8 protein-coding genes are annotated in these 14681 nt (G+C 68.4%); 4 read left to right on the plus strand and 4 right to left on the minus strand.

Going from position 1 to position 14681, the window contains the following annotated elements; translation table 11 throughout:
* Positions 1-132: 132 nt before the first annotated feature.
* The gene (fabI, locus tag N5K27_RS24760; RefSeq protein ID WP_087837917.1) at positions 133-927 is read left to right on the plus strand and encodes an enoyl-ACP reductase FabI; all 795 of its coding nucleotides are present in this window, start codon (positions 133-135) and stop codon (positions 925-927) included.
* Positions 928-1138: 211 nt separating this feature from the next.
* On the opposite strand, the gene N5K27_RS24765 is transcribed toward fabI, so the two are convergent.
* Both N5K27_RS24765 and N5K27_RS24770 read right to left on the minus strand, forming a co-directional pair.
* Positions 1139-2437, minus strand: coding sequence for a sigma-54 dependent transcriptional regulator (locus N5K27_RS24765; protein WP_279819917.1), 1299 nt, complete (start codon positions 2435-2437; stop codon positions 1139-1141).
* An 83-nt stretch (positions 2438-2520) separates the two neighbouring features.
* Positions 2521-4389, minus strand: a complete 1869-nt coding sequence (locus N5K27_RS24770) for an ATP-binding protein (RefSeq protein ID WP_279819874.1) — start codon at positions 4387-4389, stop codon at positions 2521-2523.
* 273 nt (positions 4390-4662) lie between these two features.
* On the opposite strand from N5K27_RS24770, the gene N5K27_RS24775 reads away from it, so the two are divergent.
* Entirely contained in the window at positions 4663-6012 is a 1350-nt protein-coding gene (locus tag N5K27_RS24775) for a dicarboxylate/amino acid:cation symporter (protein WP_132979829.1), read from the plus strand.
* Positions 6013-6277: 265 nt separating this feature from the next.
* The gene (locus tag N5K27_RS24780) at positions 6278-8002 is read left to right on the plus strand and encodes a tannase/feruloyl esterase family alpha/beta hydrolase (RefSeq protein ID WP_279819876.1); all 1725 of its coding nucleotides are present in this window, start codon (positions 6278-6280) and stop codon (positions 8000-8002) included.
* Between the two features lie 236 nt (positions 8003-8238).
* On the opposite strand, the gene N5K27_RS24785 is transcribed toward N5K27_RS24780, so the two are convergent.
* Both N5K27_RS24785 and N5K27_RS24790 read right to left on the minus strand, forming a co-directional pair.
* Positions 8239-8367, minus strand: coding sequence for a hypothetical protein (locus N5K27_RS24785; protein WP_254914568.1), 129 nt, complete (start codon positions 8365-8367; stop codon positions 8239-8241).
* A gap of 71 nt (positions 8368-8438) precedes the next feature.
* The gene (locus tag N5K27_RS24790; RefSeq protein WP_087837921.1) at positions 8439-8741 is read right to left on the minus strand and encodes a hypothetical protein; all 303 of its coding nucleotides are present in this window, start codon (positions 8739-8741) and stop codon (positions 8439-8441) included.
* 142 nt (positions 8742-8883) lie between these two features.
* On the opposite strand from N5K27_RS24790, the gene uvrA reads away from it, so the two are divergent.
* The gene (gene uvrA / locus N5K27_RS24795) at positions 8884-14679 is read left to right on the plus strand and encodes an excinuclease ABC subunit UvrA (RefSeq protein ID WP_279819879.1); all 5796 of its coding nucleotides are present in this window, start codon (positions 8884-8886) and stop codon (positions 14677-14679) included.
* Positions 14680-14681 lie beyond the last annotated feature (2 nt).

A 14681-nucleotide genomic window follows, 5' to 3' on the forward strand; every position in this document is an offset into this window, starting at 1 on the left:
CTCCCACGCCCCCATCAGCCCCAGGCAGTTGCCCGGGCACCGTGGATCCGGCTCCGCCGGTCCACCAGTGCCGCCCCCTGGGGGCGCGCGCAGCGCGTAGGGGGGTACATTCTTTTTACAGGGACCCTCGACATGGGCTTTCTCGCCGGTAAACGCATCCTGGTCACCGGGGTGCTGTCCAATCGCTCCATCGCCTATGGCATCGCCAAGGCCTGCCGCCGCGAAGGCGCGGAGCTTGCCTTCACCTATGTGGGCGACCGCTTCAAGGATCGCATCACCGAATTCGCCGCCGAATTCGACAGCCAGCTCGTGTTCCCGTGCGACGTGGCCGACGACGCGCAGATCGAGGCCGTGTTCGCCGACCTGGGCAAGACCTGGACCAAGCTCGACGGCCTGGTGCACGCGATCGGCTTCGCGCCGCGCGAAGCCATCGCCGGCGACTTCCTGGACGGCCTGTCGCGCGAAGGCTTCCGCATCGCGCACGACATCTCTGCCTACAGCTTCCCCGCCATGGCCAAGGCCGCCCTGCCCCTGCTGCAAGGGCCGGAAGGCAACGGCACGGGCGCCGTGCTGACGCTCAGCTACCTGGGCGCCGAGCGAGTGGTCGACAACTACAACACCATGGGCGTGGCCAAGGCCGCGCTGGAAGCCGCCACCCGCTACCTGGCGACCTCGCTGGGCCCCAAGGGCATCCGCGCCAACGCCATCTCGGCCGGCCCCATCAAGACACTGGCCGCCGCCGGTATCAAGGATTTCTCGAAGATCCTGAACTTCGTCGAAACCTTCGCGCCGCTGCGCCGCAACGTCACCATCGACGACGTCGGCAATGTCGCCGCCTTCCTGCTGTCTGACCTGGCCGCCGGCGTAACCGGCGAAGTCACCCACGTGGACGCCGGCTTCTCCACGGTCGTCCCCGGTATAGGATAACCCCCCCTACGCGCTGAGGGGAAGCCCACCCCCTACGCCCTTCGGGCGCCCCCTCAAGGGGGCGGCGCTGGCGGACCGGCAAAGCCGGATCCGCGGCGCCCAGGATCAAAGCAAGAACGTGGTGCTCCGCACCGAGAACGACGATACAGACCACGACACGGTGGATCCGGCTCCGCCGGTCCACCGCCGTCGGCCCCCTGGGGGGCGCGCGTTAGCGCGTAGGGGGGGGCACATACCCCCCCCTGTCTATGCCGTGGCGTTGCAGCTTGTCGTAGAAAGTCTTGCGCGGGATGCCCAGGGTTTGCAGGGTGGCCTTGATGTCGCCCTGGTGGCGCGCCAGCGCTTCCCGGATCAGGTCGGCCTCGTAGCGCTCCACGCGCTGCGGCAGGGTCGCTTCGGTCTCGGGCGCCTCGGGCGCCGTCTCCTCCACCCCCAGCACCACGCGTTCGGCGTAGTGCATCAATTCCCTGACATTGCCGGGCCAGGCGTGGGACCGCAGGTGCTGGCGCACAGCCGGCGTGATCGCGGGCGGGTCGAGCTTGAAGCGGGCCGCCGCGCGGGAAACGAAGTACGAAAACAGCAGCGGGATATCGTCGCGGCGTTCGCGCAGGGGCGGGATGCGGACGGTCACCACGTTCAGCCGGTGGAACAGGTCTGCGCGGAACTGGCCGCGCTGCGCCGGGTCGCTCAGGTCGGTCTTGGTGGCCGCCACGACGCGCAGGTCCACCGGACGGACCTCGTTGGTGCCCAGGGGCGAGACCTCGCGCGTCTCCAGCACCCGCAGCAGCTTGATCTGCGCCGCCAGCGGCATGCTTTCGATCTCGTCCAGGAACAGCGTCCCGCCGCTGGAATGTTCGATGCGCCCGACGCGGCGGCGCTGTGCGCCGGTGAACGCGCCGGCCTCGTGGCCGAACAGCTCGCTCTCGATGACCGTATCCGGCAAAGCGCCGCAATTGAGTCCGACGAACGGCTGTCCATGCCGCGCCCCCCAGGCATGCAGGGCCTGGGCCACGACCTCCTTGCCCGCCCCGGTTTCGCCCAGCACCAGGACGTCGACGTCGGCGCTGGCCAGATGGCCCAGCGTCTTGCGCAGGCGCTGCATGACCGGCGTCTCGCCGATCAGCGGCAGGCTTTCGCCGGCGTCGCGGGCCAGCCGCTTCAGCCACCGGTTGTCCAGCACCAGGCGCCGCTTGTCCAGGGCGTTGCGGGCAGCGGTGGCCAACCGCTCTGCCGGATACGGCTTGGCAAGGAAGTCATAGGCGCCCTCGTGCATGGCGGCCACCGCCATCTCGACATCGCCGTGGCCCGTGATCAGGATGACGGGCAGGTCCGGATCCCGTTCGCGCAGCCGCCGGAACAGTTCCAGCCCGTCGACCACCGGCATGCGCACGTCGGTGACGACCACGCCTTCGAAATCGGCCGGGACCCGCTCCAGCGCCTCGGCGGCCGAGGCGGCGGTCTCGACGCGGAAGCCGGCCAGTTCCAGGGTCTGCTGATTGGACTCCCGCATGGCGGGATCGTCGTCGACGAACAGCACGCGGTCGACGGCGGTGTCGGTGCCCGCGGTCGCGCGGGCGATGGGGAAGGAAGCGTTCACGAAACAGCCTCGGGAAGACGGATGGTGAAGCACGCCCCGCGCCCCGGCCCGGTCTGCACGGACAACGTGCCGCCGAAGTCGGCGACGATGTCGCGGCTGATGACCAGCCCCAGGCCGAGGCCGCGCGGCTTGGTGGTGACGAAGGGCGTGTAGAGGGCCGCCATGACGCTGTCGGGCAGGCCGGGGCCGTTGTCGCCGACCTCGATGGCGACCTGGTCCGCGTCGCGCACGGCGCGTATCCATATCCGGGGGCCGGGCGTCTGCTCGAGCGCCTCGATGGCGTTCTGCAGCAGGTTGACCAGCACCTGCTCCAGGCGCACGCGCTCGGCGCGCACCGCCAGGCCGTCGCCGATGCCGGCGCGTTCCAGCGCGATGCCGTGCCGGCGCATCTGCGCACCGACCAGCGTCAGCGCGCCGTCGACCACGGCGGCCACCGGCACGGGACCGGAGGAAGCGCCGGAGGATTTGCGCGAGAAGGTTCGCAACTCGTCGGTGATGACGCCTATGCGCTGGGTCAGCGCGGCGATCGACGCCATGTTGCCGCGCGCCCGTTCGACGTTGCCGCGGTCCAGGTAGGCCGCCGAGTTGTCGGCATAGCTGCGGATGGCCGCGACCGGCTGGTTGATCTCATGCGCCACGCCGGCGGTGATCTGGCCCAGGAAGGCCAGCTTGTTGGCTTGCACCAGTTCTTCCTGCAATTTGTGCAGCTCGGCTTCGGCACGGCGCCGGTCTTCCATCTCGGCCCGCAGTTGATCGTTGGCGGCGCGCAGCTCGCCCGTGCGCGCCGCCACGCGCGACTCCAGTTCCTGGCGCGCGGCCGCCTGGGCAAGCACGAGATCGTGGGCACGGTGCCGGCGATGCAGCCAGATCCCCGCCACGAATAGGGCGCACAGCACCAGCAGCGCGGCGGCCACGCGGGCCGATGCGGCCGCCCGCGCCATGGCCTCGCGGGTCGCGCCCAACAGGTGGAACTGCCACGGCGTGCCCGGAACGGGCTCCTGGACGTGCACGAACTCCTGGACGGCCTGTCCGGGCAGGCTCGCCACCACCTGCCCCGGGCGGTCCGGGGCCGCCTGCACCGGCAGGGATGCAAGCGGCGCATCGCCGAACTGCAGGCTGGTCCGCAGCGCGTCCCGCTGCGCCGCCGACAGCGTGCCGTAGACCTGGAAGCGCCAGTCGTCCCTGGACGACAGCAGCACGACGCCGTGCTCGTCGGTCACGAACACCGGATCCGGGAAGCGCCGCCAACCGGCCTCGACGCCGTCGAACTCCACTTTCACGACCACCACCCCCAGTGTCCGGCCGTCCTGCTCCAGTTGCCGGCTCAGGTACAGGCCAGGGTGATTGCTGACATTGCCGAGCGCGAAATATTCCGCCTGGCCGGCATGCGCCGCCCCCTGGAAATAGGGCCTGAAGGCATAGTCCGAGCCCACGAAACTGGTGGGCTGGTTCCAGTTGCTGGCCGCCATGCTCACGCCGCGAGGATCGAGCAGGTAGATGACGGCGGCGCCGGTATCCCGGCTCAGCGCCTCGAACTTGAGATTCAGGGCGCCATAGCGCGCCGGGTCGCCGGTGGCGAGCGCTGCCCGGACCTCGGAATCCTGCGCCAGCACGAATGGCAGCGAACGCTGCTTGTCGAGTTCGGCAGTCAGCAGCGCGACCTTCAGCGCCGCCGCGTTGCGGGCCGCCGCCGCGACCTCCGCGTAGGCCTGCTCGCGGCCTATGCCTCCGGCCGCCCACAGCGCGGCCGCCAGCAGCGCGGCGCCGATCAGGACGAAACAGGCCCATGCGCGGCCATGACCGGGAACCCGGAAGGAAGGCGACGCGGAGGGCGCGTCCGGGCGCGGCGCGAAAGACGAGGACATGGCGACGGACGGGAAGGCAATGTGCGGATTTTCACACACCAAAACCATGAATGGGCGAAAAACCGCACAACCATCCCGGCAATAGGTGTTCAGCGGGAAAAAATATTCTATTGAATCAATGAGTTACGGATGCAAGACCGGCACCATGGGCCAGGCATGCCGATTGCATAACGAGCGTCAACGAAGCTCCAACGAGCTCGGCATCCGTTGAAAACGAGGCTGCGCGCGCCACGACACCCGGCGGGCAGGCAGCCACTGGAAGGGGACATCCCGATGATCGACATACCCGGCACGGAGCAGGCGCCCGTGCGCAAGAAGAAGTTCTACCAGATCCTGTACGTGCAGGTGCTGTTCGCCATCACGGTGGGCATCCTGCTCGGCCACTTCTACCCACAGATCGGGGAATCGATGAAACCCCTGGGCGATGCCTTCATCAAGCTGGTGAAGATGATCATCGCGCCGGTCATCTTCCTGACGGTCACGACCGGCATCGCCGGCATGCGGGACCTGCAGAAAGTGGGCCGCGTCGTGGGCAAGGCCATGATCTATTTCCTGACCTTTTCCACGCTGGCCCTCATCATCGGCATGGTCGTGGCCAACGTCGTCCACCCTGGCACCGGCCTGCACATCGATCCCGCCACGCTGGACTCGAAGGCGGTGGCCTCGTACTCGGCCAAGGCCCATGACCAGACCCTAGTCGGGTTCCTGATGAACATCATCCCGGACACGGTGGTCAGTGCCTTCGCCAGCGGCGACATCCTGCAGGTGCTGTTCTTCTCCGTGCTGTTCGGCATCTCGCTGGGCGCCGTGGGCGACAAGGGCGCGCCGGTCCTGAATTTCCTGCAATCCATCTCGTCCGCCTTCTTCAGGCTGGTCGCCATCCTGATGAAGGCCGCCCCCATAGGCGCCTTCGGGGCCATGGCGTTCACCATCGGCAAGTACGGCATAGGCTCCATCGCCAACCTGGCGCTGCTGGTCGGAACCTTCTACCTGACCTCGCTGCTGTTCGTGCTTGTGGTGCTAGGCGCGGTGGCCCGGTACAACGGCTTCTCCATCCTGAAGCTGATCCGCTACATCCGCGAGGAACTGCTGCTCGTGCTGGGTACCAGCTCGTCCGAGGCGGCCCTGCCCACGCTGATGGAGAAGATGGAACGCGCCGGCTGCTCCAAGCCCGTGGTCGGCCTGGTCATCCCCACCGGCTATTCCTTCAACCTGGACGGCACCAACATCTACATGACCCTGGCGGCGCTGTTCATCGCCCAGGCGACGGACATCCACCTGTCGCTGGTGGACCAGGTCCTTCTGCTGCTCGTGGCGATGCTCAGTTCCAAGGGCGCGGCGGGCATCACCGGCGCGGGCTTCATCACCCTGGCGGCGACGCTGTCGGTCGTGCCTGCGGTCCCGGTGGCCGGCATGGCGCTGATCCTGGGCATCGACCGCTTCATGTCCGAGTGCCGCGCGCTGACCAACCTGGTGGGCAACGCGGTGGCCAGCATCGTCGTGGCCCGCTGGGAAGGCGAGTTGGACAAGGAGCGCCTGGACCGGGCCCTGAGCGCCTCAGGCGCCCGCCAGATCGAAACCGACCTGGAAGGCGGCGACGCCCTGGTGGCCACGCACCGCTGATCGTATCGCCCCGCGGCCAGCCCGGCCGCGCCACGCAAAAGGCATGCGCGAGCATGCCTTTTTCTTTGTCCGTGACCGCCACCCGAATAATTAACGAATGAAACAATAAATACTCACCACCCCTGAATAATTCTAGGGTTTACACCTGATTCTGATTCATTTTTATTTAACTATATTAAATAAATGGCGATGAATTCCGCCATCCGCCGCGCCCCGAAGAAGCCCATCGACATTCCGCGCGGCCGCCCACGAGGAGGAGACAAGCATGAAGAAACGCTATCTGGCCGGCGGTATGCTCGCCGCCCTGGGAACGCTGCACGGCTGTGGCGGTTCCGACGATCCGGGGCCATCCGTTCAGGAACCCTCCGATCCGCCCCGCCTGGCCTGCGCCAAGATCACGGCGGCCGCGCTGGGGATCCCCCGCCTGGAACTGGACGCCCCCGAAACCGTCGCCGCGGCCGCCGCCGACAATCCCGCGCAGTCCGTTCCCGCCCACTGCCGCCTGAAAGGCCGGCTGAACCTGCGCAACAGCGACGTCGACGGCAAGACCTACGCCATCGGTTTCGAACTGCGCATGCCGGACACCTGGAACGGCCGCTTCTTCTTCCAGGGCGGAGGCGGCACGGATGGTGCCGTCAATCCGGCCCTGGGCGCGCTGACGGGGGCGGGCGCTTCCACCAACGCGCTGTCCATGGGATTCGCCGTCGCCAGCACCGACGGCGGCCATACCAGCGAAAGCGAACCCATCGTCGGCGGCTCGCTGTTCGGCCTCGACCCGCAGGCCCGCGTGGACTACGGCTATAACGCGGTCGGCACCGTCACCCCGACCGCGAAGGCCATCCTCAAGCGCTTCTACGGACGCGGCGCCGAGCACTCCTATTTCGTCGGCTGCTCGAACGGCGGCAGGCAGGCCATGGTGGCCGCCTCGCGCTTCGCCGACCAGTTCGACGGCATCGTCGCCGGCAACCCGGGCTTCAACCTGCCCCAGGCCGCCGTGCAGCACGCCTGGGACAACCAGGCCTTCGCCGCGGCCGCGCCGCGCACCGGCGAAGGCCGCCCCATCATCAGCCAGGCATTCTCGTTCCAGGACATGCAATTGGTGGCGGACCGGACGGTAGCCGCCTGCGACGCGCTGGACGGCGCGGCCGACGGCATGATCGACGATCCGGTGGCCTGCAAGGCCGTCTTCAAGCCCGAGACCCTGACCTGCGCCGGCGCCAAGACCGACGCCTGCCTCAGCGCGCCGCAGGTGGATGCGTTGAAGAAGGTATTCGGCGGCCCGAAGAACAGCAAGGGCGAGGCCTTGTACGCCGACTGGCCGTACGACGCCGGCGTGGCCACGATGGGCTGGCGTTTCTGGAAACTGGGCACGTCGACCACCGAAGTTCCCAATTCACTGATCGCGACCCTGGGCGGCGGCTCCCTGCCCTATGTGTTCACCACCCCGCCCACCCAGGTGCGCGGCACCGGCACGCAGGTCATCGACTACCTGTTGGGCTTCGACTTCGATACCGACGCGCCGAAGATCTTCGCGACCACCCCGGTCTACACCGAATCGCCGATGAGCTTCATGACGCCGCCCGATCCGACAAACCTGGGCACCCTGAAAGCCCGGGGCGGCAAGATGATCGTCTACCACGGCAACAGCGATCCGGTGTTCTCGGTGAACGACACCATCGCCTGGTACCAGGGCCTGCGCCGCGCCCATGCCGATGCCCCGGACTTCGCCCGCCTGTTCACGATACCGGGCATGAACCACTGCAGCGGCGGCCCGGCCACCGACAAATTCGACATGGTGGCGGCCATCGTGGACTGGGTCGAAAAGGGTGTCGCCCCGGCCTCGATCCCGGCCTCCGCCCGCGCAAGCTCCGACGCCCCCTGGCCCGGCCGCACCCGCCCCCTGTGCCCCTACCCCCAGCAGGCCCGCTACACCGGCAGCGGCTCGCTGGAAGACGCCAAGAACTTCCGCTGCACTACCCCCGCCTCCTGAAACATATCCGCTCTGTTGACCCCTAACGGGGCCGAGGCAAAAAAAAGCCCCCACGCAAGTGGAGGCTTTCAGACCATGGGCACGGTGGATCCGGCTCCGCCGGTCCACCAGTGCCGCCCGGGGGACCCGGCGCCGGGCCATCCCAAGGCGGGTCCCCGCCCCCTCGGGGGGCTGCCGCGTAGCGGCTGGGGGCTCACCATGCCGGGCGCGCGTAAGCGCGTAGGGGGACTAAACCATCAAGCCCGCTTAACTTTCTCGAGCATCTTGAAAATACCCTTCGGCGCCCCAACAAAAAGACGTTTGAAGGGCTTGCCCAGGCAACGGCGCTCAAGGGTGTTGCGGCGCGTGCGTTTCTTTTCCGCCATGTCGATCTCCAGTCATTGAATCCGGCTAACCCGCTATTCTAGCGGATTTTCTTGCATTTCCGTCAAGCCGTTCAATGCTGGACCGCGCCGCCGGCGACACCGCCGACGACTTCCGTCGTTTTCTGCTCGGCCTTGCCCAGAACCCGCCCCAGGGCCTTTTCGGTCTGGTGCGAAACGACCCGCCAGGTATGGCCGACTTCGGGAATGGTATGGACGGCGATGGTGCCGACCGTCAGGGCAAGCGCGATGGCGACCAGCACCGCCACGCGCAGGCTGCGCGGCGGAGGCGGGACGTCGCCGAGCGTGGGCGGCGGGATGTACATCCCGGCCTCGGCTCCCAACAGGTCCAGAGGTGAGGATTTGCGCTTGCTCATAAGCAATATCGTAACCCGGCCGCCCTTTTGCCGCCGTACCTTCCTGTTACCCAATCTTGTCAAACGTTGCGATTTTCGCAGCATCCGCTAAACGGCTACGATTGAAGAATCGCCGGCCTTCTTCCGGCACGTGAAACGAACGATGTCCTCCGCCCCCAACTCCCCCGATGCCCCCCAGGAAACCGCCGCCGAACCCGAGATCCGGGTGGTTGGCGCGCGCCAGAACAACCTGAAGAACCTGAGCCTGACCATCCCCACCAACGAACTCGTGGTGGTGACCGGTGTTTCCGGCTCGGGCAAGAGTTCGCTGGTCTTCGACACGCTGTACGCCGAAGGCCAGCGCCGCTACGTCGAGACCTTCTCGCCGTACGCGCGCCAGTTCCTGGATCGCATGGACAAGCCGCAGGTCGACCGCATCGAGGGCATCCCGCCGGCCATCGCGATCGACCAGACCAATCCGGTGCGCACGTCGCGCAGCACGGTCGGCACCATGACCGAGCTGAACGACCACCTGAAGCTGCTGTACGCGCGGGCCGGCCGGCTGTTCTGCCGCCAGTGCGCACGGCCGGTGCAAAAGGACACGCCCGATTCCATCCACGCGTCGCTGGCCCGCCGCTCGGCCGAAGCCGGCGACCCGCGTCTGGTCGTGACCTTCCCGGTCCAGGTGCCGGCCAACTACAGCGAGGACGAGATCCGCGGCTTCCTGGAACGCCAGGGCTACACGCGGGTGCACGCCAAGCGCAAGGTCGGCACCGGCAAGAACGCGGTGCAACTGCTGGACGTGGTCCAGGACCGGTTCCGTTTCGGCAATGCCGAGCGGGCGCGGGTGATGGAGGCGCTGGACGCCGGCCTGCGGCTGGGAGCCGGCCGGGTGGACGTGCGCGTGGTGGACGAGGAAGGCCAGGAAACCGCGCTGTGGAAGTTCAGCGACGAAATCCATTGCGCCGACTGCGACATCGCCTATTCCACCCCGACCCCCAGCTCGTTCTCGTTCAATTCGCCGCTGGGTGCCTGCGAGGCCTGCCGCGGCTTCGGCCGGGTGATAGGCGTGGACTACGGCCTGATCATCCCCGACGAGAGCAAGACCCTGCGCGGGGGCGCCATCCGCCCCTGGCAGACCGCCAGCTACAAGGAATGCCAGGACGACCTGGTGAAATACGCCGCCCGCGCAGGCATCCCCCTGGACGTACCCTGGCGCAAGCTGACCGAGGCCCAGCGGGAGTGGGTGCTGCAGGGCACGCCCGACTGGAAGGGCGGCAACGACGCCTGGAAACACCAGTGGTACGGCGTGAAGCGCTTCTTCGACTGGCTGGAGACCAAGGCCTACAAGATGCACATCCGCGTGCTGCTGTCGAAGTATCGCGCGTACACGCCGTGCACGGCCTGCAACGGCGCCCGCCTCAAGCCCGACTCGCTGCTGTGGCGGGTGGGCACCAAGGCCGAGGCCGACCAGGTGCTGCCCGAGTCCGACGGGCGCTATACCCGCTTCCGGCCGGTGAACGTGTCCTGGAGCAACGCCACCCTGGCGGCCCTGCCGGGACTGTCCATCCATGACCTGATGCTGCTGCCCATCGAGCGGGTGCGCGCCTTCTGCGACGCCCTGCACTTCGAGGGCGTGATGGATGCGGCCACCGAACTGCTGCTGCAGGAAGTGCGCGCGCGGCTGAAGTTCCTGTGCGACGTGGGCCTGGGCTACCTGACGCTGGACCGCCAGAGCCGCACCCTGTCGGGCGGCGAAGTGCAGCGGATCAACCTGACCACCGCGCTGGGAACGTCCCTGGTCAACACCCTGTTCGTGCTGGACGAGCCGTCCATCGGCCTGCATCCGCGCGACATGAACCGCATCGTCGAGGTCATGCACCGGCTGCGCGACGCGGGCAACTCGCTGGTGGTGGTGGAACACGATCCGCAGGTCATGCTGGCGGCCGACCGCGTCATCGACATCGGCCCGGGGCCGGGCGAGCGCGGCGGCAACATCGTCTTCAACGGTTCGCCGGCGCAATTGCGCAAGGCGCAGACGCTGACCGGCGACTACCTGTCGGGCCGCCGCCACGTGGCGGCCCCGCGTCCCATGCCGGTCAACGCCAACACGCCCCGGCTGATCGTCGAGGGCGCGCGCGAACACAACCTGAAGAACGTGACGGTGGAGTTCCCGCTGGGGCGCCTGGTGTGCGTGACGGGCGTGTCGGGATCGGGCAAGTCGACGCTGATCCAGGACGTGCTCTACCCCGCCCTGCTCAAGCTCAAGGGCAAGCCCACCGAGGCCGCCGGCGCGCACGACCGCATCCTGGGCGACGACTGGATCACCGAGGTGGTCATGGTCGACCAGTCCCCCATCGGCAAGACGGCCCGCTCCAACCCGGCCAGCTACGTGGGCGCGTTCGACGGCGTGCGCAAGCTGTTCGCGCAGGCGCGGCTGTCCAAGGAGCGCGACTACACGGCCGGCATGTTCAGCTTCAACGCCGGCGACGGCCGCTGCCCGACCTGCGGCGGCACCGGCTTCGAGCACGTCGAGATGCAGTTCCTGTCCGACGTGTACCTGCGCTGCCCCGACTGCGACGGCACCCGTTTCCGGCCCGAGATCCGCGAGGTCACCATCGAGCGCAAGGGCCGGGCGGCCTCGATCTCCGACGTGCTGGAAATGACCGTGACCGAGGCCCTGGACTTCTTCGAGGGCGAGCGCGACATCCAGTACGGCCTGGCGCCGCTGGCCGACGTGGGCCTGGAATACGTGCGCCTGGGCCAGCCGGTGCCGACCCTGTCGGGCGGCGAGGCCCAGCGCCTGAAGCTGGCCGGCCACCTGGCCGAGGCGGCGCGCTCGGGCATTTCCACCATCGGCGCCAAACTGTCGAAGAAAGGCAGCCTGTTCCTGTTCGACGAGCCCACGACCGGCCTGCACTTCGACGACATCTCGCGCCTGATGGGCGCCTTCCGCAAGCTGCTGGCGGCCGGCCACACGCTGGTCGTGATCGAACACAACCTGGACGTGATCCGGGCCTCGGACTGGCTGATCGACCTGGGTCCGGAAGGCGGCGACGCCGGCGGGGAAATCCTGGCCACCGGCACGCCGCAGGCCATCATGGACCACCCGGCCTCGCACACCGGCCGCGCGCTGCGGGAATACGAAGCCGAGATCGGCAGCCTGGCCGACGCCCAGGCCGCGGCCGCCGCGCCGGCAACCGCCGTGGCCGAGCGCTTCGAACCCTATGTGGTGGCGCGCAACGACGAGCCCGCGGGCGTGCCGCTGCAGAACCTGCTGTCCCGCCGCCGCCACGCCGCGCGCGCGATCGAGATCAAGAATGCCCGCGAGCACAACCTGAAGAACGTCGACGTCGAGATCCCGCGCAACACCTTCACGGTCATCACCGGCGTGTCGGGCTCGGGCAAGTCGACGCTGGCCTTCGACATCCTGTTCAACGAGGGGCAGCGCCGCTACCTGGAATCGCTGAACGCGTACGCGCGCTCCATCGTCCAGCCGGCGGGCAAGCCGGACGTGGACGCCATCTTCGGCATCCCGCCCACCGTGGCGATCGAGCAGCGCACCAGCCGCGGCGGCCGCAAGTCGACCGTGGCCACGATGACCGAGACCCATCACTTCATGCGCCTGCTGTACATGAAGCTGGGTACCCAGTACTGCCCCAATTGCGACATCCCGGTCGAGCCCCAGACCTTCGATCTGATCGTCAGCCGCATCATGCGCGAGCTCAAGGGCCAGCACATAGGCGTGCTGGCGCCGCTGGTCAGCGCGCGCAAGGGCTATTACACCGACCTGGCCAAGTGGGCGTCGAACAAGGGCTACACCCACCTGCGCGTGGACGGCGCCTTCATCCCGACCGCGAAGTGGCCCCGGCTGGACCGCTTCAAGGAACACGACATCGACCTGCCGGTGGCCGACCTGGTGGTCGATCCGGCCAACGAGGCCGCGCTGCGGGCCGCCGTGCACGAGGCGCTGGAACACGGCCATGGCGTGATGAGCGTGGCCTGGCCACTGCAGAAGCTGCGCGTGGAGATGGCCAGCGGCGTCGAGGCGCCGGCGCCCGACCTGGAACAACGCGTGTTCTCGGTCAAGCGCGCCTGCCCCTCGTGCGGCCTGAGCTTCCCCGAGCCCGATCCGCGCATGTTCTCGTACAACTCCAAGCACGGCTGGTGCCCGTCCTGCTTCGGCACCGGCGTCAAGCTGCAGGGCTTCGACGCCGAGCAGACCGGCGAGGAAACCGCCTGGAACGCCTGGTACGAAGGCGAGGTCCAGCCCTGCGGCGATTGCCACGGGCAGCGCCTGAACCGCAACGCGCTGGCGGTGCGCTGGCGCGATCGCTCCATCGCGCAATTGTCGTCGCTGGCCGTGCGCGATGCCGGCGCCTTCTTCCGCGACCTGGAAACCTCGGGCCGCGAGGCCGACATCGCGCGGGACATCCTGGCCGAGCTGCGCAGCCGGCTGGAGTTCCTGGAAGAAGTCGGCCTGGGCTACCTGGCGCTGGACCGCGCCGCGCCCACGCTGTCCGGCGGCGAGGCCCAGCGCATCCGCCTGGCCGCGCAGCTGGGCTCCAACCTGCAGGGCGTGTGCTACGTGCTGGACGAACCGACCATCGGCCTGCACCCGCGCGACAACCGCATCCTGCTGAACGCGCTGTCGCGGCTGGAAGGCAAGGGCAACACGCTGGTGGTGGTCGAGCACGACGAGGACACCATCCGGCGCGCCGCCCACGTGATCGACATCGGCCCGGGCGCCGGGGTGCGGGGCGGCACCGTGGTCGCCCAGGGCCGGGTGCAGGACATCATCGCCAATCCCGCATCGCTAACGGGCAAGTACCTGGCCCATCCCCTGCAGCATCCGCTCCAGCCCCGGCGCCCGGTGGGCGACGACACGCCGCGCATCGCGGTGCGCAAGGCGCGCCTGCACAACCTGCGCGACGTCGACGCCAGCTTCCCCGTCGGCCGGCTGACCGTCGTGACCGGCGTGTCGGGCTCGGGCAAGTCGACGCTGGCGCGCGACGTGCTGCTGGACAACCTGCAACGCCGCGTGGGCAAGGACGCCGCCGGGCAGAGCGGCTGGACCGGCTGCGCCGGCATCGATGGCTGGAAAGGCATCGACCGCGTGCTGGAGGTCGACCAGACCCCCATCGGCAAGACGCCGCGCTCCTGCCCCGCCACCTACGTGGGCTTCTGGGACACCATCCGCAAGCAGTTCGCCGACACGATGGAGGCGCGCATGCGCGGCTGGACCGCCGGGCGCTTCAGCTTCAACACCGGCGAGGGACGTTGCCCGGTCTGCGAAGGCCAGGGCATGCGCACCATCGAGATGAACTTCCTGCCGGACGTGAAAGTGCCCTGCGACGCCTGCAACGGCGCGCGCTTCAACCGCGAGACCCTGGCCGTGCACCTGCGCGGCAAGAGCGTGGGCGAGGTGCTGGCGATGGAAATCGACGATGCCGTCGAATACTTCGCCGCCCATCCGTCCATCCTGAACCCGCTGCAACTGCTGCAGAGCGTGGGGCTGGGCTACCTGACGCTGGGCCAGCCCTCGCCCACGCTGTCGGGCGGCGAGGCGCAGCGCATCAAGCTGGTGACCGAGCTGGCCAAGGCCAGGCTGGACGAAGGCACGATGCGCACCGGCCGCGCCTACAAGGCGCCGCACACGCTGTACGTGCTGGACGAACCCACCGTGGGCCTGTCCATGGCGGACGTGGAAAAGCTGATACGCGTGCTGCACCGGCTGGTGGACGCCGGCAACACGGTGGTGGTGATCGAGCACAATCTCGACGTCATCGCCGAGGCCGACTGGCTGCTGGACATGGGTCCCGAGGGCGGCAACGAGGGCGGCCAGGTGGTCGTGCAGGGCACGCCCGAACACGTCATGGCGCAGCGCGCGCGCTCGCATACCGGCCGGGTGCTGGCCGAGTTCATGGTGCCGCAGGAAGCGGCCGCCAAGGCGTCCTGAGC

Origin of the sequence: Pigmentiphaga sp. GD03639, from assembly GCF_029845405.1 — a bacterium.
GTDB lineage: Bacteria > Pseudomonadota > Gammaproteobacteria > Burkholderiales > Burkholderiaceae_B > Pigmentiphaga > Pigmentiphaga daeguensis.

Excerpts from the sequence above, each read along its gene's own strand:
- fabI (WP_087837917.1), top strand. The coding sequence starts at position 133 with ATGGGCTTTCTCGCCGGTAAACGCATCCTGGTCACCGGGGTGCTGTCC.
- N5K27_RS24765 (WP_279819917.1), bottom strand. The coding sequence starts at position 2,437 with ATGCGGGAGTCCAATCAGCAGACCCTGGAACTGGCCGGCTTCCGCGTC.
- N5K27_RS24770 (WP_279819874.1), bottom strand. The coding sequence starts at position 4,389 with ATGTCCTCGTCTTTCGCGCCGCGCCCGGACGCGCCCTCCGCGTCGCCT.
- N5K27_RS24775 (WP_132979829.1), top strand. The coding sequence starts at position 4,663 with ATGATCGACATACCCGGCACGGAGCAGGCGCCCGTGCGCAAGAAGAAG.
- N5K27_RS24780 (WP_279819876.1), top strand. The coding sequence starts at position 6,278 with ATGAAGAAACGCTATCTGGCCGGCGGTATGCTCGCCGCCCTGGGAACG.
- N5K27_RS24785 (WP_254914568.1), bottom strand. The coding sequence starts at position 8,367 with ATGGCGGAAAAGAAACGCACGCGCCGCAACACCCTTGAGCGCCGTTGC.
- N5K27_RS24790 (WP_087837921.1), bottom strand. The coding sequence starts at position 8,741 with ATGAGCAAGCGCAAATCCTCACCTCTGGACCTGTTGGGAGCCGAGGCC.
- uvrA (WP_279819879.1), top strand. The coding sequence starts at position 8,884 with ATGTCCTCCGCCCCCAACTCCCCCGATGCCCCCCAGGAAACCGCCGCC.